This is a genomic window from Vibrio sp. EJY3, from assembly GCF_000241385.1.
GTDB classification, from domain to species: domain Bacteria; phylum Pseudomonadota; class Gammaproteobacteria; order Enterobacterales; family Vibrionaceae; genus Vibrio; species Vibrio natriegens.
The window spans coordinates 2,235,144-2,260,138 of record NC_016613.1 but is presented as its reverse complement, the minus strand read 5'-3'; the positions used below and the strand labels follow the sequence as shown (position 1 = coordinate 2,260,138).

Here is a 24,995-nt window from a genome sequence, read left to right as displayed (position 1 = left end):
AAAATGCGATTGAATATCCCGAACATTCTGTCTCTTCTTAGACTGTTCTTAATTCCAGTTTTTGTGGTTGTTTTTTATCTGCCTTATTCATGGGCACCTTTTGCTTCGGCAATGGTGTTTTGGGTAGCAGGCTTTACCGATTGGCTAGATGGTATGTTGGCTCGTAAACTTGGCCAAACATCTCGTTTTGGCGCGTTTATCGATCCGGTAGCTGATAAAGTGCTGGTTGCGACAGCGTTGATTTTGATTACAGAACACTACCACACCATATGGGTGACAATTCCCGCTGTTACCATGATTGCTCGTGAGATCATCATTTCTGCCCTACGAGAGTGGATGGCTGAAATTGGTAAACGCGCTAGTGTCGCGGTTTCTTGGGTCGGTAAAGTTAAAACTCTCGCACAGATGTTTGCGTTGTGGGTGTTGATTTGGCGTTATGATGAATGGATGGTTTGGGTTGGCTTCGCGGCGCTTTACATCGCTACCGTCCTGACGTATTGGTCTATGATCCAATATCTCGCAGCAGCAAAAGACGATTTGCTCGATGAGAAGCATCATTAATAAAAAAGTATTTATACTAAGCAGGCACCCAATGCCTGCTTTTTTGTGCCCGTTAGAAATTAATAGCTATTGGCGTACAAAAAATAAATGTGATTTAGATCCTGTTTTTCTTAGTGTTGCTTATCCGATACAACGAATAACCTGATTATGAACGGTTGATGTGAGCTGATTCTCTGGTATCTCTGGTAGGGGAGTAGCCAAAGTTTCACGATAAACAAGTGTATTTGAGCAAGTTTTTGTATTAAAACTAAGCAATCTACCGTCTTTCGCACAAATTCTAGTCAAACGATTTAAAAAAATAAAAATAGTGTTGACTCGATCGCTCGAATCCGTAGAATGCATCCCGTACCCAAGAGAGCAAAGCTCAAAAGGGTGGTTAGAAAAGGTTATCTTTTCTTGCAATGAGGCGCCTTGGCAGAGTGGCTATGCAGCGGATTGCAAATCCGTGGACCTCGGTTCGACTCCGGGAGGCGCCTCCATTATTCTTTCGATAGCAAATAGCTTTCGAGAATAAATGCGACACTAGCTCAGTTGGTAGAGCGCAACCTTGCCAAGGTTGAGGTCACGAGTTCGAACCTCGTGTGTCGCTCCAAAAATTTAAAGATATGGCGTTAAGCGGTATCAGATGGTGTTTTACTTTTCTGTAAAGGCATCACAAAGTATATTTGTGTGCCCTGGTGGTGGAATTGGTAGACACAAGGGATTTAAAATCCCTCGGCGTTCGCGCTGTGCCGGTTCAAGTCCGGCCCGGGGCACCATCTCATGCGACACTAGCTCAGTTGGTAGAGCGCAACCTTGCCAAGGTTGAGGTCACGAGTTCGAACCTCGTGTGTCGCTCCAAAATACGAAAACCCAGCATTGTTATGCTGGGTTTTTTCGTTTCTCTCCCTAGAAAAATAGCTGTTTCTAGGAACTCTCACATATTTCGCTTCCCAGCCGTACTTTCTGATCACATCGTTCAGTTTTATTCGCGGTCTAATTTATTCGTATTTTCAGCTTGTTATGTGCATCTGTTGTGCGTCGCGATTACCTTATATAGGCTAAGGTTACAAGTTCTGCCGCCATTGGCAAAATACAATTGCGTCCGAGATCAATAAATCAATGATGAAAAATCATTGCCATGAGATTTTATTTTGTGATAAATTCGCGCGCAATCTCGGAGCGTAATTTACGCCTTTGGTTCTCTGGGGGATACGCGTAGTGAACATTCAAGCTGATTGTGACACTACGTAGGGTAGGTATCGGCAAAGCCTTTTGTTGATAGACGGGATACTAATGCTGTAAGTGCAGCATATTAATGGGAAACCCAACATTGCAACCTTTGAATAAACACACACTAATCAGCTTCATACTGCCGAAATGTCCTGTTTTACAAAACGGGTGCATTACGGAACCTTGATTACGTCCCAGCGCATATAGAAGTCACGAATGTCGTGACAGGATTATCTGTGTTTGTCATCTCAGCCATGACAAATGCGGAGGTTTACTTATTTCTCCTGTAACTTTTTTCTAATGATAATTAAAACAGGATGAAGAACTAATATAATTCAAGGGATTACCTAGTATGACCACTGCCTTTGAAGTCGATAACAATATCGCAAACATTTTTTCATCACAGGTTCCAGTTGTTGAGGGAACGTACGACTTAACTCCAGACCAAGTGTTACTTGATCAGGCTGAGCACGAATCAGCGGTTCGCTCTTATCCTCGTCGCTTGCCGATTGCTATTAAACAGGCTTATGGCTGTTTAGTAGAAGATACTCGAGGTCAAATCTTTTTGGATTGCCTTGCGGGTGCGGGTACTTTGGCACTGGGTTATAACCACCCAGAAATCAATCAAGCATTGAAAGATCAGCTAGATTCTGGCCTGCCTTATCAGACGCTTGATATTGCTACCTCGGCGAAAACGCATTTCATTCAGTCTGTGAAGTCTTTTCTTCCTCAAGAGCTGGGTGATAACTGTGTGATTCAGTTCTGTGGACCATCTGGTGCCGATGCAGTTGAAGCGGCGATCAAACTGGCGAAACAGACGACTGGCCGTAACACTATGTTCGCATTCCGTGGTGCTTACCATGGTATGACTAACGGTACGATGGGCATGATGGGTAACTTAGGTACTAAGGCTCGTCGTACAGGTTTGATGTCAGACGTACATTTTATGCCTTTCCCATACAACTTACGTTGCCCGTTTGGACTTGGTGGCGATGAAGGTGCGAAAGCGAGTATTCGTTACATCGAGCGTCTTCTAAATGATGACGAAGCAGGCATTATGAAGCCGGCGGCAATCATCGTTGAGCCAGTACAAGGTGAGGGCGGTGTTATCCCTGCACCAGCATTCTGGCTGCGTGAGCTTCGCCGTATCTGTGATGAACACGGCATTCTGTTGATCTTCGACGAAATTCAATGTGGTGTTGGTAAATCTGGCTACAACTTTGCTTTCGAAGAAGCCGGCATCGTTCCAGACGTGTTGTGTTTGTCGAAAGCGATCGGTGGTGGTATGCCGATGTCGCTTCTTGTTATCAACAAGCAGCACGATACCTGGAATCCGGGCGAGCACACGGGTACGTTCCGTGGTAACCAGCTTGCAATGGTTAGTGGTGCGAAAGCGCTAGAAATTATTCAACGTGACAACCTTGTCGAGCATGCAAACATTGCTGGCCAATACCTTCGTTTTGGTCTGGAAGGCATTCAGAAGCGCGTTAACTGTATCGCAGAAGTTCGCGGCAAAGGTTTGATGCTGGGCGTTGAAATTAAGAACCCTAATGGCGAATTGAACAAGTTCGGTGAGCCTGTGGCTGATGGTCAGCTGACGCTTGCGATTCAACGTGCGGCGCTAGAGCGTGGCTTGATGGTAGAGAAGGGTGGCCGTGAAGGCTCTGTAATTCGTTTCCTTCCACCACTGATCATTTCATTTGAGCAAATCGACTTTGCTCTGCGTGTGCTTGAAGAAGCCATCATTGCTGCTGGCGGTAGCCATGTTGAAGCTTCACCACAGGAAGAGTGGAAAAAGCACTTCGTTCACACTGGTGAATTAGGTAGTACTGAGTTTGCATCGGTGATGAACCACACGACTGCAGCTATGAAGTCTGTATTCGAACAAGTAAGTGCGCCATATTCAGGTATGGACCCTAAAGCGTTAGAAGAAGCGATCAATGCTGTCGACCTAGACAACAAAAATGCGCCTCTTAAATCAGTGATTGACGACGCTGCAGAGCTTGTTGCCAAGAATGCGATCTTTACTCAGCATCCTGATTGTATTGCGCATTTACACACGCCACCACTCATGCCTGCGATTGCGGCTGAAGCGATGATTGCAGCTCTGAACCAGTCTATGGACTCTTGGGATCAAGCGTCTTCTGCGACTTACGTTGAGCAAAAAGTGGTGAACTGGCTTTGCGACAAATACGAGCTAGGCGAGCAAGCTGACGGTATTTTCACTAGCGGCGGCACTCAAAGTAACCAAATGGGCTTGATGCTGGCGCGAGACTGGATCGCGGACAAACTAAGTAGTCACTCTATTCAGAAGCTAGGTCTTCCTGAGTACGCCGACAAACTGAGAATTGTGTGTTCGAAGAAATCACACTTCACGGTTCAAAAATCAGCGTCTTGGATGGGACTTGGCGAAAAAGCAGTCATGACTGTTGATGCTAATCCAGACGGCACGATGGATGTGAACAAACTGGATGAGGTGCTGACTCAGGCAAAAGCGGAAGGTTTAATCCCATTTGCGATCGTTGGTACAGCTGGTACAACCGATCACGGCGCGATTGATGATCTAGACTTCATTGCAGACATGGCTGAAAAACATGAACTGTGGATGCATGTCGACGGCGCATACGGTGGTGCTTTGATTCTTAGCAGCCAAAAAGCTCGCCTAAAAGGTGTTGAGCGTGCGCAGTCTATCAGCGTTGACTTCCACAAGTTGTTCTACCAAACAATCAGTTGTGGTGCACTTCTTGTTAATGACAAGTCAAACTTCAAGTTCCTGCTTCATCATGCAGATTACTTGAACCGCGAACACGACGAACTACCAAACTTGGTAGATAAGTCTATCGCAACAACTAAGCGTTTTGATGCTTTAAAAGTGTTTATGACAATGCAAAGCGTGGGGCCAAAAGCTCTAGGCGACATGTACGACCATTTGCTTGATCAAACGCTAGAAGTAGCAGATATGATCCGCGATAACGACAACTTTGAGTTGTTGGCGGAACCATCACTATCTACGGTTCTGTTCCGTGCGACACATGAATCCGCAGATCTTGATGAACTAAATAAAGCGTTGCGTTTAGAGGCGCTGACTCGCGGAACCGCAGTACTGGGTGAAACCATTGTTGACGGTAAAACCGCACTTAAATTTACGATTTTGAACCCGTGTCTAACGACGGCGGACTTTGAATCTTTGCTCTCAAAAATCCATATGCTAGCAGTTGAGCTAGTTTAACAAAGGTAACGGAAAACTATGGCAATTCTACAGATTGGTGCAGGCGGCGTTGGCTGGGTAGTTGCACACAAAGCAGCACAAAACAACGACGTTCTGGGTGATATCACAATCGCATCACGTACCGTAGGTAAGTGTGAGAAAATCATCGAATCTATTCAGAAGAAAAACAACCTGAAAGATTCAACTAAGAAATTAGAAGCTAGAGCAGTTAATGCTGACGACGTAGATTCTCTTGTTGCTCTTATTAAAGAAGTTAAGCCTGATCTTGTGATCAACGCTGGTCCTCCATGGGTAAACATGCCAATCATGGAAGCATGTTACCAAGCGAAAGTGTCATACCTGGATACATCAGTGGCAGTTGACCTGTGTTCTGAAGGTCAGCAAGTACCTCAGGCTTATGATTGGCAGTGGGGTTACCGTGAGAAGTTCGAAGAAGCGGGCATCACAGGTATCCTAGGTGCTGGTTTCGATCCAGGCGTAGTGTCGGTATTTGCAGCGTACGCAGTTAAGCATCTGTTCGATGAAATCGATACTATCGACGTAATGGACGTAAACGCTGGTGACCACGGTAAGAAGTTTGCGACAAACTTCGACCCAGAAACCAACATGCTAGAGATCCAAGGCGACTCTTTCTACTGGGAAAATGGCGAGTGGAAACAAGTACCTTGTCACTCTCGTATGCTTGAGTTTGAATTCCCTAACTGTGGTTCACACAAAGTGTACTCAATGGCGCACGATGAAGTTCGTTCAATGAAGGAATTCATCCCTGCAAAACGCATTGAATTCTGGATGGGTTTCGGTGACCGTTACCTAAACTACTTCAATGTAATGCGTGATATCGGCCTATTGAGCCCAGACCCACTAACGCTGCACGATGGTACAGTAGTACAGCCTCTGCACGTATTGAAAGCGCTACTACCAGATCCAACTTCTCTTGCACCAGGCTACACCGGTCTAACTTGTATCGGTACTTGGGTTCAAGGTAAGAAAGACGGTAAAGAGCGCAGTGTCTTCATCTACAACAATGCTGACCACGAAGTGGCATACGAAGACGTAGAGCACCAGGCGATCTCTTACACCACAGGTGTTCCAGCGATCACTGCGGCACTGCAATTCTTCCGTGGCGAGTGGGCGGATAAAGGTGTGTTCAATATGGAACAGCTAAACCCAGACCCGTTCCTGGAAACCATGCCTTCTATCGGTCTGGATTGGCATGTTCAAGAGCTTGAAGCAGGTCAGGGACTTCCAGTTATCCACGAACTTAAAAAGTAACTATTTAAGCTCGTAGCAAACCTGGAATTAACTTAAATCTAAGCCGATGCGAATGCGTCGGCTTTGTTCGATTTTATAGTGCCTTCGTTTAGGCGAGGGGACTCAAGGTATTACAATGCAACACAACGAACTAAAAACCCCGTACTTCATGATCAATGAAGACAAGCTGGTAGAAAACCTAGAGAAAGCGAAACAGCTGAAAGAAATCTCAGGTGTGAAGCTGGTTCTTGCACTGAAGTGTTTCTCAACTTGGGGTGTTTTCGACATCATCAAGCCTTACTTAGACGGAACAACAAGTTCTGGCCCGTTTGAAGTGAAGCTTGGTCATGAAACATTTGGTGGTGAAACGCACGCTTACAGTGTGGGTTACAGTGAAGACGACGTACGTGAGGTTGCTGACATCTGTGACAAGATGATCTTTAACTCTCAATCTCAGCTTGCTGCTTACCGTCATATCGTTGAAGGTAAAGCGTCAATTGGTCTGCGCTTGAATCCAGGCGTGAGCTATGCAGGTCAAGATTTAGCGAACCCTGCACGTCAATTCTCTCGCCTTGGTGTACAAGCGGATCACATCAATTCAGAAGTATTTGACGGTATTGATGGTGTGATGTTCCACATGAACTGTGAGAACAAAGACGTAGATGCGTTTATTGGATTGCTGGATGCGATTTCAGAACAGTTTGGTGAGTACCTAAACAAGCTTGATTGGGTAAGCATGGGCGGTGGTGTATTCTTCACGTGGCCTGGTTACGATATTGAAAAGCTTGGTCTTGCGCTGAAAGCCTTCTCTGAGAAACACGGCGTACAAATGTACTTAGAGCCTGGTGAAGCGATCATTACTAAGACCACGGATCTGGTTGTGACTGTGGTTGATATCGTAGAGAACGTTAAGAAAACTGCGATTGTTGACTCTGCAACTGAAGCACACCGTTTAGATACGCTGATTTACAACGAGCCAGCATCAATTCTAGAAGCGTCTGAGAATGGCGAGCACGAATACGTGATCGGTTCATGCTCATGCCTTGCGGGTGACCAATTCTGTGTGGCGAATTTTGAACAGCCGCTAGAAATTGGCCAACGTCTACACATTTTAGATAGTGCAGGCTACACCATGGTGAAACTAAACTGGTTTAACGGTTTGCGTATGCCTTCTGTTTACTGTGAGCGTTCAAACGGCGAGATTCAAAAGCTGAACGAGTTTGATTATTCAGATTTTAAACGTTCACTATCTCAATGGTCAGTGAAATAAGCGTTCTGGCTTTATGTACTATATCAATGCAAAAGAGCAGCTGAGGCTGCTCTTTTTTATAAGAGGCGGGGCAGGTCAACAGACCCTAGTCTTCTATAATAACCCGAGTATCCTCACTCAGCGCTTCTAGCTCATTCGCTACATCCTCAATTTCCATTTCGCTTGGCAGTTTAATAGCGATTTTTGCACTGAACAGGCTTGAGCTGACGCCGCCACCTCCAGCAATAAAGACACGCTGACAGTCCATATCTAAAATCGAGATGCCTTGATCATCAAGAATATGGGTTATCTCATTTACGATGCCAGCTCTGTCGTTGGCGTCGAGTCTGAGCTGGAAGATCGTGTCAGCACTATGCGAGTAAGGTTCGGAATCGACGAATTTAACCACTAATGTCTGACATGCGGAAAATGCGTCTTTAACGATATCGGCTTTTTCTTTTGGTAATTCAATTTTAATCCCCCCCGCCACTTGGTCTTCAATAAAGTTAACTTTACTGATTAACCATTTACCTCCATTTTCATGGGTGATGGCAGCAAGTTCCTTGATGGTCGCAGGTGATGCCTGACCAGCAAAATTAACGATAAACACAGTGTTCATATGGTCCCCTCCTGGAAAAAGGTTTGGACGCGGCACGGGATTACGTAGCGCTTAAGTTATTGGAATAAATCCTTTTATTCAGTGTAGGTGTTAGGTGGGGGATATGTTTGATGAAGGTCAATTTTTTGGGCTAATTCTTGAAGCGAATATTTAAAACTGTGTTTGAACCACAAAAAAGCAGCCAGTCGGCTGCTTTATCGGTTTACGTCAGATTAGAACGTGACTTTTAATTCCATGCCATAGAACTGGCTGTCGTAACTGGTACCTGCGTTCATCGCAAACTTGGCTACATCCTGATTACCAAACCAAGGGGATGAACTAAATTGCAGTTCGGCACTGCCACCCCATGCGTCGGTGACCCAGTAGTGGACATGACCGACTGGGTTTAGGAAGAATAGTGATATATCACCCACCGTTTCCGAACCCAATACTTCACCTCCGTTTGCCAGGATATCTTGCTCAGCGGTTACCATCATCTCACCAACGACAGCACCAAAAAACGGCGTAATGAAAAGGTCTTGCCAAGAAGGCACTTCAGCAAAAGCCTCCACACCATACTCCCAGAAGAACGCTGACATCGTAGCGGAATACAAGAACGATTCAAATTCGTTATAACCAGAGTGGCGGGCCGCGGTATAGTAAACACCACCAAAATAAGGGTGCATAATATAGTTGAGAACATGCTCATCTCGGTCCCAAACCGGACCATCAGAGACATTGTCTTTCCATTTCTGCCCCAGCTTACTCATATCACGGTCTTCTTCATCCCACTTGGTGATACTTTCTGGAAGGAAGGTCATCAAACCGACAGTCGCAACACTCAAGCCAAGAATGGTGTACGTTTGGCCCATGAGGTAATCCCAGTCTTTATCTTGAGGAACGATAAGATGTTTGGGTTGAAGACCAGCGTCAAGATTTAAAGAATCATCATTATCCTGTTCAAAAGCCAGACTGCGGTTTTGAGCTTCAAAGGTGTATAGATTGGTCGTTGCGCAGTAGCCGGACAGGCAATCAGGGGCGTACGAAAACTCCGAATGTCTGGCCATATCGTATTGGCTTGCGTTTGCAACGGTTGTTGTTACAAAGCCGAGTCCTGCTAGAGTCTTCTTGAATATGGATGATTTTGACACAAAGGTCTCCGAGTAATTGATTTGATGATCTAACTCAAATTATCCCTTAAATAAAAAACCATTTAAATACTTGATGTTAATTTATATCAAAATGATTTCATTACACTAGCTTGCACCTTGAGGTGATCGGCTTACATTATCAACGTGATTAGAGCGTCGGCATGTGTCCTTTTTCATCACCCTCAAGCGCTGTCGTGGTGGCTTCTTTTGTTCCGGTTACCCAGTTTGAACCATGCAATTCAAGCGGATTTGTGTATAGTTAACACCAGTGCAGGTAAAACTAATTCAATAAATAGAACATGATATGAGTACAGCATACAAAATTAGAAATGTGCTCATGGTGAGGAGTCAGTTGTGAAAATTGCAATGCTTAGTACCGGTGAAGAAGTTCTTCACGGGGATATTGTTGATACAAATGCGGCCTGGATGTCTAGTCTGTTTTATCAGCAAGGATTTGGCTTAACTAAACGCTCAACAGTCGGTGATAAGCAATCGAGCTTGATTGAAGAGTTTTTAATGCTGAGTTTTAATAATGACGTTGTTATCGTTAATGGCGGTTTAGGTCCAACGACTGACGACTTGAGTGCCGCGGCAGCAGCAAAAGCGGCTGATTGTAAGTTGGTGCTGTTTAAGGAATGGCTTGAGCAGCTAGAGAGCATGTATGCGCGACGTGGCAAACCTATGCCAGATAGTAATTTAAAACAAGCCATGCTCCCTGAAACTGCTCAAATACTCGATAACCCAATCGGTACTGCCTGTGGTTTTAAAATGTTGATTAACGATGCGGTTTTCTATTTTACGCCAGGCGTACCCAGCGAATTTAAACTGATGGCAGAAACGCAGATTTTGCCTGATTTGAAGCGCACTTTCCCTGATGTTCAAGGCTCTTCATGTAGCCGAATTTATACATTTGGACTCTCAGAGTCGGGCATCTCAGATAAGTTGGATCCGATAAAGTTACCTGAGGGGTATGAGCTTGGTTATCGCTCTTACTTGCCTTTCATTGAAGTGAAACTGTTTGGCCCTAACGATCAGTTTGATCAGCGTTTAAAGTTATTGCAGATAATTAATCAACACCTGGAGGCTAATACAGTCAGCATCGACCAGCCTATGATCGAGCATGTAGGCCAGTTGTTAGTAGAGAAAGCGTTAACGCTATCAGTTTCTGAAAAGAGCAGTGCAGGGTATTTGACCTATTGGCTCAACGGTGATGAAAACGCCGAAAAGCAACTTGGCCACAGCTGGGTTTTATCAGGCAGTAATCAAGCTATCAAAGACGAAGGTGACCCATTAGCCGCAACGTTTGCACTGTCCGGTGCGACTCGTGAAAAATGTCGAACTGATTTGTCGTTAGTTACAGGCGAACTCGACGATGGTCTGTTTTCTGTCGCGCTATCGACGCCTAAAGGGGAATGGGGAGCTGTCTACAAGCTGTCCAGAAAATATCAGCGCGATGATCAAGTAAAAGTCATCAGTACGGCTGCTCTCGATCTACTGCGTCGTTATCTGGAAGGTAAGCCGATGTTTGCCCACTATGCGTTTTTAGAAAAAGTGAAAGAGATGCACATTCCATCCAGTGCAATTTAGTGCCGGTTTTTACACGACTTTTGGATAAAAAAGCCAACTCTGTTGGCTTTTTAAATATGCCTATTCTTCACGTTGGGATTTTTCATAACGAGCAAGGAAAAGTCGTGTCGTTTCTTCGACCAGACGTTGCTTCTCTTTTTCCGTTAGTGGTGCTTTGATACGCATCAGCTGAGGCCACAGCGCGCTTCCTTTGATCAAACTATGCAGCTGTTCTTTAGCAAACTCGGCATCAAGATCGATCAGTTTGCCGTCATCACTCGCAGCAAGGATCCAGCGATAAACTGCGGTTTCTTTTTCTGCCAGCTTCTTCAATTCTTCCTGCAACATATCCGGGTTGCTGAACAAATAGTCAAATGCTACTCGAGCCAAGTCTTGATATTGTGGCGAAGATAGAAATTCCAACTCTTCGGTCAGTAGTGACGCAAGTTGAGTACTCAATGGCTGCTTGCCACTGTATGTGACGTTGCTTTGCATTATCGCTCTTTGCCATAGTTCAGAAAGCAAATGCAGAACCAGCGCTTCCTTACTTTCAAAGTGATTGTAGATCGTGCGCTTTGACACATTGGCTAACGCGGCTAATTTATCCATGCTCGTCGCTTTCACGCCTTCTTCACGAAAAGCTTCAATGGCTGCCTCAACTATCGCTTCCCGTTTTAACTCACTTCGGCTCAGCTTTTTTTCCATCATAAAGATCATTGCTCGTAATTATTTGATCCAATTTTACACTGCATAGTTTACTTTTCAATCTAGTTAAGTAAACTACACCGTATAGTTTACTTTTGGTGACAAAGAATGAAGTCAGTTACTTTTATCTTCTTAGGAATATTGGTGGTCGGTATGCTAGCGAGCTTAGCTTCTAATAAACAAAAGTTTTACAACAGCGAAATGCGATATTCATCGACTCTGGGCGACACGGTGAAGATCGTTCATGCATTCTTAACAGCAAAACGTGTTGATGCCGTCCCAAAAACACCGCTTCTCAATTATGAAATCAATCCTAACGATCTTCGTCAGCCGAAGAGCGACTTCTTATATCGTCTCGGCCATTCAAGCGTGTTAATGCACATCGATAGCAATTGGATTCTTACGGATCCTGTATTCAGTGAACGTGCTTCTCCAATACAGTGGGCTGGACCGAAGCGCTTTCATCCGGCTCCAATCACAGCAAATTCGTTGCCGTACATCGACATTGTGATTATCAGTCACGATCACTATGACCACCTGGATAAAGCGACGATAAAAGCGATCGATGAAAAAGTTGGTGTGTTTGTTACGCCACTTAAAGTGGGTGACCGATTGCAAAGTTGGGGCATCTCGAGAGAAAAGATCATCCAGCTAGATTGGTGGCAATCGGTGTCGCTGAACAACATTGAACTCGTTTCAACGCCTTCTCAGCACTTTTCAGGTCGTGGCTTGTTGGATCGTAATCAAACCCTCTGGTCGAGCTGGGTTATTCTAGGCAGCAAACATCGTATTTTCTTTAGCGGAGACAGCGGGTACTTCTCTGGTTTCAAATCTATCGGCGAGCGTTATGGCCCATTTGATTTCACTCTAATGGAAGCGGGGGCTTACAACTCGCTTTGGAGCGATATTCACATGGTGCCGGAAGAAAGCGTGCAGGCACATATCGACCTGCAAGGGAAATTTATGATCCCAATCCATAACGGTACATTCGATTTATCCATGCACCCATGGTACGAGCCTCTTGAACGTATATCCGCAATAACTGCGAATCGTGGTGTTCAACTCGTCACTCCTGCTTTCGGTGAACAAGTCGTACTTGATGCGCCATCACGTAAGAATCGTTGGTGGCTGGAGCAATCAGCAAACAGCAACCTCGAAATCGCTCAGTTTTGAACCAATAGTCGATGAAAACTTTAAGGAGAAGATTATGAATAGATGTTTAGTCACAGGCGCAAGTGGTCACGTTGGTAATAACCTTGTCAGGGCTCTCTCTCGACAAGGAGACTACGTGCGTGCAGGCATCCGTAACTTGAAGAAGTCTGATTCATTGCAGGGAATCGATTGTGATGTTGTTTACTGCGATTTATTAGATAAAGCGTCACTGCGAGAAGCGCTTAATGGCGTTGATACCCTCTATCAGGTTGCAGCAGTCTTTAAACATTGGGCAGAAGATGAGGAGGCTGAAATCGTAAACCCCAACTTGATCGGAACGAGAAACATACTGGAAGCCGCAAAAGAAGCAGGGGTAAAACGAGTCGTTTATGTAAGCTCCATCGCTTCTTTAGAACAAACACATCGCAACGAAAACGGCGAAATTATTGTTGAAGGATACAATGTTTCTGACCAGGTCAACCCATACTGCCGCGCGAAAACCCTTGCAGAACAAGAGGCATGGAAAGTTTCGGAAGAGTTAGATTTGGATATGGTGACGGTACTACCTTCCACTATTCTTGGCGGGGAATACAAACCGAATACTGAATCGCTCGACGCTTTCTCTGCAATCGTGAATGGTAAAATGCCATTCTTATACGAGTTATACTTAAGCCCTATTGATGTTGATGATGTCGTTAAAGGAATGGTTAGCGCAGCAAAAACAGGCGTTCGTGGGCATCGCTATGTTTTAGCTAACACTTCCACCATTTCCACTAAACAAATCATTGATATTGCCCGCGAGATCAACCCGTCTCTCGTTGCTCCGAAGATACTGGATGAAAATGAGATTTACGCACTTGTTGATCAAGCTGAAGCGGAAGCGCTTAAAACGAATACTCGGCCTAAGATCATTCGCAGCAATGTGGCACGTACCCTCAAACATAAGTTTGTGTTTGATTTGCACAACTCATTGATGCATCTCGGCCATTCACCTAAAGCGGCAGAGACGGTTGTTAGAGAGACCATGCAATCATTGTATGTCCGCTGATCAATTTGTAGTCTCATAAAAACGAACCCCACCTGTATGAGGTGGGGTTCTGAATACAAACAAAGGTGTTTACTTTGTCTTGTTACGTTCGATGCTACTCAGTTGACGTCAGGCACGCTGCTTTTCTTTCATCGTGTAGTTAACGCCACTGAGTGAAACATTGGATTTCGCTTTACAGATACAAGGCAAAATTTCTTCGCCTTGAGTGTAAGCCATAGCAAAACCAACATACTCAACTTCACCAGACTCTAACGTACAGCGACATGCACCACAGTGGCCGTCACGGCAGTTATATTCTGGTAATAAGCCAGACTGTTCCATTGTCTCCAAAATAGTATTGGAAGGGTTAGATTCAATGCTGATAAGTTTGTTGATTTTGATTGTCGGCATTACAGCTCAAATCCTTCAAAGTCGTCCGCGCTTACTTCGTTGTCAATTTGACCAACAAGGTAAGATGAAATCTCTGCTTCTTGAGGCGCAACTTGAACGTTATCAGAAGACAACCAAGCATTAATCCATGGAATAGGGTTGCTTGTCGCTTCAGGGTACGCTGCTGGTAGACCTACCGCTTGCATACGAATATTGGTGATGTACTCAACGTACTGGCTAAGAATGTCTTTGTTCAGGCCGATCATTGAACCATCTTTAAACAGGTATTCTGCCCACTCTTTCTCTTGCTCTGCCGCTTCTTTGAAGAGATCAAAACATTCTTGTTTTGCTTCTTCTGCGATTTGCATGAACGTGAAATCATCCTGACCGTTACGTAGCAGGTTGATCATGTGCTGAGTACCGTTTAGGTGAAGCGCTTCATCACGTGCGATCAGCTTGATGATTTTCGCGTTACCTTCCATCAGTTCGCGCTCTGCGAAAGCGAAAGAACATGCGAAACTTACGTAGAAACGAATCGCTTCTAGAGCGTTCACAGACATCAGACAGATGTACAGTTTCTTCTTAAGGTCGTACAGACTTACCTTAACTGTTTCACCGTTAAGGACATGCTCACCTTCACCGTAGCGATGGTAGTCATTCGTCGCTTGAATCAAATCGTCGTAGTAGTGCGCGATGTCTTTCGCACGCTTTAGAATGTGTTCATTCTCAACGATGTCATCAAATACCACAGCAGGGTCGTTCACGATGTTACGAATGATGTGCGTGTACGAACGAGAGTGAATCGTTTCAGAGAAAGACCAAGTCTCGATCCATGTTTCTAGTTCAGGCAGAGAAACAAGAGGAAGTAGCGCAACGTTCGGGCTACGGCCTTGGATTGAATCGAGAAGCGTTTGGTACTTCAGGTTAGAAATGAATATGTGCTTCTCGTGATCTGGCAACTTGTTGTAGTCGATACGGTCGCTAGATACGTCAACTTCTTCTGGACGCCAGAAGAAAGAAAGTTGCTTTTCGATCAGCTTTTCGAAAATTTCGAATTTTTGTTGGTCATAGCGAGCAACGTTTACTGATTGACCCAAGAACATTGGTTCTTTTAGTTGGTCATTTTTTTTCTGGTTAAAAGTACTGTAAGCCATAATGCCTCAATTCCTTTTAAACCTCCCGCGTAGGGGAGGTTTTCGATATTCTGTTACTATTCAGTTACTGCGGATTGCTAGGGTCGTGTAGATTAAATCTTACAACCGCCACCTGCACAATCTTCTTCTTCCGGTTGAACTGCGTCTTTCTGTTCATCCTTAGCGCCATCACGAGTGTTATGGTAGTAAAGCGTCTTCACACCAAATTTGTACGCAGTCAGCAGGTCTTGAAGCAGTTTCTTCATTGGAACCTTACCCGTCTCGTAGCGTGATGGGTCGTAGTTGGTATTCGCAGAGATCGCCTGGTCAACGAATTTCTGCATGATACCGACAAGGTGCAAGTAACCATCGTTAGAACCGATGTTCCAAAGCAGCTCGTAATTGTCTTTTAGCTCAGTAAATTCTGGCACAACTTGCTTCAGGATACCGTCTTTCGACGCTTTTACTGACACAAAACCACGAGGTGGCTCAATGCCGTTTGTTGCGTTCGAAATCTGAGAAGAGGTCTCAGAAGGCATCAGCGCAGTCAGCGTTGAGTTACGTAGACCGTGTTCCATGATTTCTGCACGTAGGCTATCCCAATCATAGTGAAGCTCTTCGTTACAAATCAGGTCGATATCTTTCTTGTAAGTATCGATTGGCAGCAAGCCTTTCGCGTAGTTTGTTTCGTTGAACGAAGGACACTTACCTTGCTCTTTTGCCAGCGCTACTGAAGCTTTCAATAAGTAGTACTGCATCGCTTCAAATGTACGGTGAGTCAGGCCGTTTGCACTGCCGTCAGAGTATTTCACACCGTTCTTCGCTAGGTAGTAAGCAAAGTTGATCACACCAACACCCAGAGTACGACGGTTCATTGTCGACTTGTATGCAGCTGGTAGTGGGTAATCTTGGTAGTCCAATAGTGCATCAAGAGCACGAACAACCAGATCAGATAGCTCTTCAAAATCATCCAGAGACTTGATAGCACCTAAGTTGAACGCAGACAGCGTACATAGTGCGATCTCGCCAGAATCATCTTCTACGTTAGTCAGTGGTTTGGTTGGAAGTGCGATTTCCAAACACAGGTTAGACTGACGAACAGGCGCTACTTCAGAATCAAATGGGCTGTGAGTGTTACAGTGGTCCACGTTCTGGATGTAGATACGACCTGTAGATGCGCGCTCTTGCATTAGCAAAGTGAACATCTCAATCGCTTTGACGGTTTCCTTCTTAACTGAAGGATCGTTCTCGTACTTAACGTACAGACGCTCGAACTCTTCTTGGTTTTCGAAGAATGCGTCGTATAGACCTGGTACGTCTGATGGTGAGAATAGCGTGATGTTGCCACCTTCAACCAGACGCTGGTACATCAGCTTGTTTAGCTGTACGCCGTAGTCCATGTGACGAACACGGTTTTCTTCAACACCACGGTTGTTCTTAAGAACCAATAGTGAGCGTGCTTCACCATGCCACATTGGGTAGAAAACAGTTGCAGCACCGCCACGTACACCGCCCTGTGAACAACATTTCACAGCGGTTTGGAAGTACTTGTAGAAAGGAATACAACCAGTGTGGAATGCTTCACCACCACGGATCTCTGAACCTAGAGCACGGATACGACCTGCGTTGATACCGATACCAGCACGTTGAGAAACGTAACGAACAATAGAGCTTGCTGTTGCGTTGATAGAATCCAGGCTGTCACCACACTCAATCAGTACACAAGAGCTGAACTGACGGGTAGGCGTGCGCACACCTGACATAATCGGTGTAGGCAGAGAAATCTTGAATGTTGACGTCGCATCGTAGAAACGTTTGATGTAATCAAGACGTGTTTCTTTCGGATACTTAGCAAACAGACATGCAGCCACAAGAATGTACAAGAACTGGGCACTTTCGTAGATTTGGCCCGATACACGGTTCTGTACAAAGTACTTACCTTCCAGCTGTTTTACTGCAGCGTAAGAGAAGTTCAGGTCACGTTTGTGGTCAATGTACGAATCCAGTACGTCTAGATCTGCTTTTGTGTAATCTTCTAGCAGATGTCCGTCGTACTTACCCATATCAACGAGTCTAGCTACGTGATCGTAAAGCTTAGGTGGCTCATATTGGCCATACGCTTTTTTACGTAGATGGAATACAGCTAGACGAGCTGCCAAGTACTGGTAATCCGGTGTCTCTTCTGAGATAAGGTCGGCCGCAGATTTAATGATAGTCTCGTGTATGTCTGACGTTGTAATACCATCATAAAACTGGATGTGAGCTCGTAACTCTACTTGAGAGACAGAAACGTTGTGCAGACCTTCTGCAGCCCAAGTAATAACGCGGTGGATTTTATCCAGATCGATAATTTCTTTACGGCCATCACGCTTGGTGACGGTAAGTTGTTGGTTCATTCTGCTTTATTTCCCTAAGAAAACTGATAAAAGCCGTGTTTTTGTCTATTTATATGCAAAGCTTTCTAGTCTTGCGGTGGCTTTGTGATCAAAGTCTATCTATATATTGTAGCTTAAACACAATATATAGGGGTTAATTTGTTTGCGGGTTACAAGATAGTGCTATTGCTCAGATTGATCAAGGTACATGTTTGGGATGACTTGTGGATAACTACCCAAATGAAAAAAAACAGTAAGTGAACACTAACCGATGAGAAAAGGGCAGACTTGAATAGGTAAAATCACAGTTTTGAGATCGGTTTAGAAATAACCGCTCGGAAAAATATTTTCCTTGATCTTTGGACATTTTTATTTGCGAAAAATAGGTTGGTTAAAATGCTATCTATAGCACAAATCTTATACACAAAAGCGGTAACTTTGTGCTACCGCTTCTGACGATTTTCTTAACTGAATGGTCAACTAGAACAAGGTTTTTTTAACGATACGGCGTTCAGTATTTTTTAGTATGAACGATGTAGTTTACATCCACATTACGACCAAGTTTATAACTGTCGTTAAGTGGGTTGTAATGCAAACCTGTGATACCTAAATCAGTCAGATCGGTTTGGTCAATCATCTTCAGCATTTCTGCTGGTTTGATGAACTTCTCATGGTCGTGAGTGCCTTCTGGAACAATCTTGAGTAACTTCTCTGCGCCAACGATGGCAAACAAGTAAGATTTTACGTTGCGGTTCAAGGTTGAAAAGAACACGTGACCACCAGGTTTCACCAGTGCCGCGCAAGAGCGGATAACAGAAAGAGGGTCGGGTACGTGTTCCAGCATTTCCATACACGTGACGACATCGTAAGTCGCGGCATTTTCTGCAGCGTGGTCTTCGATGGTGCTTTGGATATAGGTTAGCTTTGTGCCCGTTTCCAGAGCATGCAGGCGCGCGACTTCTAGTGGCTCTTTACCCATATCTAGCCCGGTTACGATCGCGCCTTCTTTTGCCATGCTCTCTGCGAGAATGCCACCACCACAACCAACATCGAGTGCGCGTTTGCCAAACAAACCATCTGCTTTTTCGAGTACATAGTTCAAACGAAGTGGGTTAATTTGGTGAAGTGGTTTGAATTCACCCTCTAAATCCCACCAACGAGAAGCCATGTCCTCGAATTTCTTAATTTCACTAGGGTCGACGTTTTGTGCTTTAGTCATAATGGTTGTACTGCATTCAATCTGAGTCCTTTAGAGGGCGTCAGTATACTCTAACGTTTTATCAGTATTAAACTGATTAATCCCCGTTTTGTTCACCAGAATTCTATTTTTGCTTAATATTGAACGAAATATAGTCACTTTTCATAAGGATATCGGATGAGTGTGCAAATTCTCGACATTTGAATCTCAACAAAGCTCACAACCTGATAAAAGGAGAGGGAAAGGGATGCCGAAGTGATGAAATGTGTGTTATATTTTTCGCCTTACACGTATCGTAATTACGATCAGATAATAGAGGGATAATGGCTCCATGAGCGATTTAGCTAAAGAGATCACGCCCGTAAACATTGAAGACGAGCTTAGAGGTTCATATCTAGACTACGCGATGTCAGTAATCGTGGGTCGTGCTCTTCCAGATGTGCGTGATGGTCTAAAACCAGTGCACCGTCGCGTTTTATTCGCGATGAACGTACTAGGCAACGATTGGAACAAACCATATAAAAAATCAGCCCGTGTTGTCGGCGACGTAATCGGTAAATATCACCCTCACGGTGATAGTGCTGTGTACGACACAATCGTACGTATGGCTCAGCCGTTCTCACTTCGTTATATGCTGGTCGATGGCCAAGGTAACTTTGGCTCAATCGATGGCGATTCTGCTGCGGCAATGCGTTATACCGAAGTACGTATGGCAAAAATTGCCCACGAGCTTCTGGCTGACCTAGATAAAGAAACCGTAGACTACGTACCTAACTACGATGGTACTGAACAGATTCCAGCGGTTCTTCCAACAAAAATTCCAAACCTATTGGTAAACGGTGCCTCTGGTATCGCAGTAGGTATGGCGACCAACATCCCGCCACATAACCTTGGCGAAGTGATCGATGGCTGCCTTGCATACATCAATAATGAAGCCATCACTATTGATGAACTAATGGATTACATCCCTGGTCCAGATTTCCCGACGGCAGCACTTATCAGTGGTCGTAAAGGCATTGTAGACGCGTACAAAACAGGTCGCGGTAAGATCTACATGCGTTCAAAAGCGGACATCGAAACAGAGAAAAACGGTAAAGAAACCATCATCGTTACCGAAATTCCTTACCAAGTGAACAAAGCTCGTTTGATCGAGAAGATTGCTGAACTGGTTAAAGATAAGAAAGTAGAAGGCATCAGTGCGCTACGTGACGAATCTGACAAAGATGGTATGCGTATCGTTATTGAATGTAAGCGTGATGCAGTAGGCGAAGTGGTTCTGAACAACCTTTACGCTCAAACTCAGCTGCAAACGACTTTCGGTATCAACATGGTAGCGCTGAACAACGGTCAGCCACAGCTATTCAACCTGAAAGACATGTTGAAGTGCTTCGTGGATCACCGTCGTGAAGTGGTAACTCGCCGTACTATTTTCGAATTGCGTAAAGCTCGTGAACGTGCCCACATCCTAGAAGGTTTGGCACTTGCACTAGCAAATATCGATGAAATCATCGACCTAATTCGTAAAGCACCAACGCCAGCAGAAGCAAAAGCAGGCCTTATCGCCCGTGGTTGGGATCTTGGCAACGTAGCAGCGATGCTAGAGCGTGCTGGTACTGATGCTGCGCGTCCTGAGTGGCTAGAGCCTCAATATGGTATCCGTGACGGTCAGTACTTCCTGACTGAGCAACAAGCGCAAGCAATCCTAGATCTACGTCTACACAAATTGACTGGTCTGGAACACGAGAAGATTCTGGCGGAATACAAAGAGCTTCTAGATGAAATCGCTGAGCTAATGCACATTCTTGCAAGCACTGAGCGTTTGATGGAAGTGATTCGTGAAGAGCTAGAAGCCGTTCGTGACGGTTTTGCTGATGAACGTCGCACTGAAATTACTGCAGCGAGCCATGACATTGACATGGAAGAGCTGATTGCTCGTGAAGACGTAGTAGTCACTCTGTCTCACGGCGGTTACGTTAAGTACCAAGTACTGAGCGACTACGAGTCACAGCGCCGTGGTGGTAAAGGTAAGAGCGCAACTAAGATGAAAGACGAAGACCATATTGAGCGTCTTCTAGTGGCGAATACCCACGACAACATCCTGTGTTTCTCTACGCGTGGTAAAACTTACCGCTTGAAAGTTTATCAATTACCGCTAGCGAGCCGCACTGCTCGTGGTAAGCCTATCGTTAACATTCTTCCTCTGGAAGATGGAGAGCGTATCACGGCTATCCTGCGTGTAGATGAGTTCTCTGAAGATAAGTTCATCTTCATGGCGACAGGTGACGGTACAGTTAAGAAGACGCCACTGAACCAATTTGCCAACGTTCGTTCAAACGGCCTTATCGCCGTTAACCTGCGTGATGATGATTCACTGATCGGTGTTGATATCACCAATGGTGACAGCGACATCATGCTGTTCTCTAAAGCAGGTAAAGTTGTTCGCTTCAGCGAAGATAAAGTACGTGCTATGGGTCGTACTGCTGCTGGTGTTCGCGGTATGAAGTTGGGTGAAGATGACCAAGTTGTGTCTCTAATTGTTCCTTCAAACGAAGGTGACATCCTGACTGTGACCGAAAATGGCTATGGTAAACGTACCGAGCTTGCCGAGTACCCAACTAAGGGTCGTGCAACGCAAGGTGTAGTATCTATCAAAGTTTCTGAACGTAACGGACCTGTGGTTGGTGCGGTACAAGTAGAAGAAGGCGACGAGATGATGATGATCACCGACGCTGGTACTCTAGTTCGTACTCGTGTAGCAGAAGTTAGTCAGGTTGGTCGTAACACTCAAGGTGTCACACTGATCAGAACCGCTGAAGATGAAACAGTAGTAGGCCTGCAACGCATTGACGAAATTGAAGACGCTGATTTACCAGAAGGTGAAGAAGGCGAGTCAACGGAACCAAGTGCAGAGCAACAAGCTCCTGAAGCTCCTGAGTCTCCTGCTGCGGAAGATAGCGAAGATTAATCTTTAATTCTGCACCTCTTCTAACTAAAAGCCGAGTATTTTACTCGGCTTTTTAGTGCCTACCCTAAAATCCACCCAATATATTGTTCTTGTTGGTATTAACACACGAATATAACGAGTGTCTTTGACTTTAATAAATGAGAGATATAGTTACTGCTTATATTCTTTTGCTACTTATATGTTTCTCATTATCTGAGGTTTTAATATAAATCCTCGTGCGTATTCGAAACCGATTAACTCGGAGCTCGTCTCATGTATAACGGCGTTTGTATAGAGTCGGTGTATATAGTGTTAAAGTTATTGCATATTGCGTGGTCGTCTTTATAGCCAAATAACTTCTAAGTGTTTGGTTCGCTGAGAATGAACCGAACCTCAGGTGTGGTAAGGCCTCATTATGGCAGTTGGACGCTTCATATATATGAGAGTGGATGAGTTATAGGGGAATTAGCCTACGTCGAAGAACATGATATGTCGGTGATTGATTTCAGCTTTTAATCATTGACTATAATAAAGACAAGTCAAATTAGTGTTAGTTGTGTGACTGTAATTCCATAATTTTAAACAATCTGTGAAAATAACAAGCAGAGTGTTATTCTTTCTTAAGATTTCGAAGGCTCCAGCATATATAAAATGAAAACGTTAAGCTGGGTACGTAATAAAAGATCTCAATAGGTAAACGAGTGGATCCAGTTATATCGCAGTTAAGAAAGGACTTTCATGCGCATATTCGCGCTATGCAGGCACTAAGATTGCCACAAGTTACTTCAACTCTCGCCGTTTTGACCGACGAAGAAATTCAAGAACTCGAAACCGTATGGGTAGAGTTTGCCGTCTGGAAGCGTCGTCAAACACATTAATCCTCTTTTTTACACTCGCATTTATCAACCCCAGGCAAAATTTGTCTGGGGTTTTTTATTGTAGTTTGATGGAAATGTTATATTATAACACTTCGTCAACGTGACGGAGGTCATCCATCGTCATGTATCGTTGAGAGGAAAAGATCTAAGATATAGTGATCTATGCATTGAAAAATGTGGTATCAATCCCCATAGTTGAAGAGCATGAGTTCATCCCATGAATGTAATAACGAAAGTGCATCAAGAAATAAATCGAGTGAGTGTAGATATGGCTGAAGTACGTGCCAGAGTAGATTTTAAAGTCGGGGCTAAGAGTAATATTGATGCTGAAATCCTGTCTTTCCGTGGTTTGAAGACGGATAAAGAGCATGTAGCAGTTATCTTTAAACAAGCAGACCAAGTTCAAGAAACGCCACTGGTGCGTATGCATTCTGAATGTCTGACCGGCGATGTTTTTCACTCCTCTCGTTGTGACTGTGGTGAGCAATTAGAAGAAACGATTCAACGTATGGGAGAATCGGGCGGTATTATTCTGTACTTACGTCAGGAAGGTCGAGGTATTGGCCTGTACAACAAGATTGATGCTTACCGACTACAAAGTCAGGGTATGAACACCTACGAGGCGAATAACCACTTAGGGTTTGATGATGATCTGCGTGACTTCACTGAAGCAGCTCAAATGTTGCAAGCTTTAGGTGTTAGCAAGATCCGCCTTGTGACGAATAATCCTAAAAAAATCCGCGAGCTCGCCGAGTATGGGGTCGAAATTGTTGAAGTTGTAAACACTTCTGCTCACGTCAAAGATGGTAACGAGAATTACCTCAAAGCAAAAGTCTCTCACGGCAAACACAATCTCAAGGTTTAGCCTTAAAAACAGAACTGTTAACAAGTCATGTTAAAAGCCTCACATTGATGAGGCTTTTTTTTTCATCTTAAGTTGCAAAAAAATTGTAAATTTGTATTATCTCGTGACTAAAAGTGCAAATAAGAATAATTAGCACTTCGAATACAAAAAACAATTTGCTCAACAAGGATGCTTCTAATGAATGCAAAAACAGTATTAGTTCAAGCTATTGCTGCTTCACTTCTTATTTCCAGTGGTACTGCGGTTGCTGCTCAAGTAACCAAACAAGGCGTTGTCGAACATTATGCAGACGTCGCACATGCTGTATTCGCAGATTCATTAAACACGGCTAAAGCGCTAGACGTGAAAATTGATGAGTTCCTCAAAGCCCCTTCAGCGAAAAAGCTAGAAGAGGTTAAACAAGCATGGCTTGATTCTCGCGTACCATATCAACAGTCTGAAGTATTCCGCTTTGGTAACGCGATCGTCGATGATTGGGAAGGTCAGCTTAACGCTTGGCCGTTGGATGAAGGCTTAATCGACTACGTCGCTACGGATTACCAATATGAACTTGGTAACGAAGGCGCTGCGGCAAACATCGTGGCTAACAAAAGTCTGACTATTGGTGCAACGACACTAGACGTATCAAAAATCACACCTGAACTGATTGCCGATCTCAACGAAGTGGGTGGTTCTGAGGCGAATGTTGCTTCTGGTTATCACGCGATTGAATTCCTACTTTGGGGACAGGACCTTAACGGAACAAATGCTGGCGCAGGTCAACGTGCTTACACGGACTTTGTTGTCGGTTCTGCTTGTACCAATGGCAACTGTGATCGTCGTGGTGAATACCTGAAAGCGGCAGCTGATCTATTGGTTCAGGATCTTGAATGGATGGAGAAACAGTGGTCTGCGGATGTGAAAGACAATTACCGTCAGGAACTATTGGCAGATTCAGCAGAGAATGGCCTGCGCAAAATGATGTTTGGTATGGGCTCGCTGTCTCTTGGTGAACTGGCCGGTGAGCGCATGAAAGTGGCGTTAGAAGCGAACTCAACAGAAGATGAGCACGATTGTTTCTCTGATAACACGCACAACTCTCACTACTACAACGAGCAGGGTATCTACAACGTGTACATGGGGCTTTATAAGCGCCAAGACGGTACGTTACTGACTGGTCCAAGTATTGCTGACCTGGTTGCACAACAAGATGAGCAAGCGGCGAAAGAGATTCAAAAGCAGTTTGATGACACTCGTAGTCAAGTAGGTGAGTTGGTGACTTCTGCCGAGAAGAAAAACCAACACTTCGACCAACTGATTGCTGCTGATAACGTTCAAGGTAACGCGCTAGTGAACGAAACCATCATGTCGCTGGTGGCTCAAACGGGTGCAATTGAACGTGCTGCAAACATCATTGGCATTGAAAGCTTAAGCCCAGATACAGCAGACCACGAGTTCTAAGAAAAAATATAATAACCAATCAAGGGCTCATTTTACGGACTGAGCCCTTTGCTGTTTGCGCTCGCTGTTAT

Annotated in this window: 18 protein-coding genes and 4 tRNA genes; 15 read left to right on the top strand and 7 right to left on the bottom strand. The window is 44.6% G+C overall.

From position 1 onward, the window contains the following. The first annotated feature begins 3 nt into the window (after positions 1 to 3). From pgsA to nspC, 8 genes are all read left to right on the top strand, one after another. Positions 4 to 561, top strand: coding sequence for a CDP-diacylglycerol--glycerol-3-phosphate 3-phosphatidyltransferase (gene pgsA / locus VEJY3_RS10240; RefSeq protein WP_014232394.1), 558 nt, complete (start codon positions 4 to 6; stop codon positions 559 to 561). Positions 562 to 966: 405 nt separating this feature from the next. Continuing rightward, positions 967 to 1,040, top strand: a tRNA-Cys gene (locus tag VEJY3_RS10235). Positions 1,041 to 1,077: 37 nt separating this feature from the next. After that, positions 1,078 to 1,153 (top strand) — tRNA-Gly (locus tag VEJY3_RS10230). A gap of 79 nt (positions 1,154 to 1,232) precedes the next feature. Then, positions 1,233 to 1,319 (top strand) — tRNA-Leu (locus VEJY3_RS10225). A gap of 6 nt (positions 1,320 to 1,325) precedes the next feature. Next, positions 1,326 to 1,401: transfer RNA gene (locus tag VEJY3_RS10220), tRNA-Gly, on the top strand. Between the two features lie 724 nt (positions 1,402 to 2,125). Beyond that, the gene (locus tag VEJY3_RS10215; protein ID WP_014232393.1) at positions 2,126 to 5,002 is read left to right on the top strand and encodes a pyridoxal phosphate-dependent class III aminotransferase; all 2,877 of its coding nucleotides are present in this window, start codon (positions 2,126 to 2,128) and stop codon (positions 5,000 to 5,002) included. Between the two features lie 18 nt (positions 5,003 to 5,020). After that, complete coding sequence (locus VEJY3_RS10210) at positions 5,021 to 6,274, top strand: carboxynorspermidine synthase (protein ID WP_014232392.1); 1,254 nt, start codon at positions 5,021 to 5,023, stop codon at positions 6,272 to 6,274. Between the two features lie 115 nt (positions 6,275 to 6,389). Then, the gene (gene nspC / locus VEJY3_RS10205) at positions 6,390 to 7,523 is read left to right on the top strand and encodes a carboxynorspermidine decarboxylase (protein ID WP_014232391.1); all 1,134 of its coding nucleotides are present in this window, start codon (positions 6,390 to 6,392) and stop codon (positions 7,521 to 7,523) included. A gap of 85 nt (positions 7,524 to 7,608) precedes the next feature. Here nspC and VEJY3_RS10200 read toward each other — a convergent pair whose 3' ends face one another. Further along, positions 7,609 to 8,121, bottom strand: a complete 513-nt coding sequence (locus VEJY3_RS10200) for a glycine cleavage system protein R (protein ID WP_014232390.1) — start codon at positions 8,119 to 8,121, stop codon at positions 7,609 to 7,611. A gap of 212 nt (positions 8,122 to 8,333) precedes the next feature. Next, positions 8,334 to 9,236, bottom strand: coding sequence for a DUF3943 domain-containing protein (locus tag VEJY3_RS10195; RefSeq protein WP_041170360.1), 903 nt, complete (start codon positions 9,234 to 9,236; stop codon positions 8,334 to 8,336). 369 nt (positions 9,237 to 9,605) lie between these two features. On the opposite strand from VEJY3_RS10195, the gene VEJY3_RS10190 reads away from it, so the two are divergent. After that, positions 9,606 to 10,838, top strand: a complete 1,233-nt coding sequence (locus tag VEJY3_RS10190) for a CinA family nicotinamide mononucleotide deamidase-related protein (protein WP_014232388.1) — start codon at positions 9,606 to 9,608, stop codon at positions 10,836 to 10,838. Positions 10,839 to 10,898: 60 nt separating this feature from the next. Here VEJY3_RS10190 and VEJY3_RS10185 read toward each other — a convergent pair whose 3' ends face one another. Next, positions 10,899 to 11,522, bottom strand: a complete 624-nt coding sequence (locus VEJY3_RS10185) for a TetR/AcrR family transcriptional regulator (RefSeq protein ID WP_014232387.1) — start codon at positions 11,520 to 11,522, stop codon at positions 10,899 to 10,901. 108 nt (positions 11,523 to 11,630) lie between these two features. Between VEJY3_RS10185 and VEJY3_RS10180 the strand changes: the two genes are divergently transcribed. Both VEJY3_RS10180 and VEJY3_RS10175 read left to right on the top strand, forming a co-directional pair. Further along, a complete protein-coding gene (locus VEJY3_RS10180) occupies positions 11,631 to 12,695 on the top strand; it encodes an MBL fold metallo-hydrolase (RefSeq protein WP_014232386.1) in 1,065 nt (354 codons plus the stop codon). A gap of 34 nt (positions 12,696 to 12,729) precedes the next feature. Beyond that, positions 12,730 to 13,722 carry an NAD-dependent epimerase/dehydratase family protein gene (locus VEJY3_RS10175; protein ID WP_014232385.1) on the top strand — a complete coding sequence of 331 codons (993 nt, stop codon included), beginning with the start codon at positions 12,730 to 12,732 and terminating at the stop codon, positions 13,720 to 13,722. A 108-nt stretch (positions 13,723 to 13,830) separates the two neighbouring features. Here VEJY3_RS10175 and VEJY3_RS10170 read toward each other — a convergent pair whose 3' ends face one another. From VEJY3_RS10170 to ubiG, 4 genes are all read right to left on the bottom strand, one after another. After that, positions 13,831 to 14,112, bottom strand: coding sequence for a 2Fe-2S iron-sulfur cluster-binding protein (locus VEJY3_RS10170; RefSeq protein ID WP_014232384.1), 282 nt, complete (start codon positions 14,110 to 14,112; stop codon positions 13,831 to 13,833). Beyond that, positions 14,112 to 15,245, bottom strand: coding sequence for a class Ia ribonucleoside-diphosphate reductase subunit beta (nrdB, locus tag VEJY3_RS10165; protein WP_014232383.1), 1,134 nt, complete (start codon positions 15,243 to 15,245; stop codon positions 14,112 to 14,114). The genes VEJY3_RS10170 and nrdB overlap by 1 nt, the downstream gene beginning before the upstream one ends. 92 nt (positions 15,246 to 15,337) lie before the next feature. Beyond that, complete coding sequence (gene nrdA / locus VEJY3_RS10160) at positions 15,338 to 17,620, bottom strand: class 1a ribonucleoside-diphosphate reductase subunit alpha (protein ID WP_014232382.1); 2,283 nt, start codon at positions 17,618 to 17,620, stop codon at positions 15,338 to 15,340. Between the two features lie 490 nt (positions 17,621 to 18,110). Further along, positions 18,111 to 18,818 (bottom strand): bifunctional 2-polyprenyl-6-hydroxyphenol methylase/3-demethylubiquinol 3-O-methyltransferase UbiG, encoded by a 708-nt coding sequence (gene ubiG, locus VEJY3_RS10155; RefSeq protein WP_014232381.1) that lies wholly within the window; start codon positions 18,816 to 18,818, stop codon positions 18,111 to 18,113. A gap of 310 nt (positions 18,819 to 19,128) precedes the next feature. Here ubiG and gyrA point away from each other — a divergent pair, with 310 nt between their 5' ends. From gyrA to VEJY3_RS10135, 4 genes are all read left to right on the top strand, one after another. After that, entirely contained in the window at positions 19,129 to 21,762 is a 2,634-nt protein-coding gene (gene gyrA / locus VEJY3_RS10150; protein WP_014232380.1) for a DNA topoisomerase (ATP-hydrolyzing) subunit A, read from the top strand. 680 nt (positions 21,763 to 22,442) lie between these two features. Beyond that, positions 22,443 to 22,619 (top strand): hypothetical protein, encoded by a 177-nt coding sequence (locus VEJY3_RS25850; protein ID WP_041170244.1) that lies wholly within the window; start codon positions 22,443 to 22,445, stop codon positions 22,617 to 22,619. Positions 22,620 to 22,836: 217 nt separating this feature from the next. Then, complete coding sequence (gene ribA / locus VEJY3_RS10140) at positions 22,837 to 23,484, top strand: GTP cyclohydrolase II (RefSeq protein ID WP_014232379.1); 648 nt, start codon at positions 22,837 to 22,839, stop codon at positions 23,482 to 23,484. A gap of 177 nt (positions 23,485 to 23,661) precedes the next feature. Continuing rightward, on the top strand, positions 23,662 to 24,924 hold the full coding sequence (locus VEJY3_RS10135) for an imelysin family protein (protein ID WP_014232378.1): 1,263 nt from the start codon (positions 23,662 to 23,664) through the stop codon (positions 24,922 to 24,924). Positions 24,925 to 24,995: the final 71 nt, after the last annotated feature.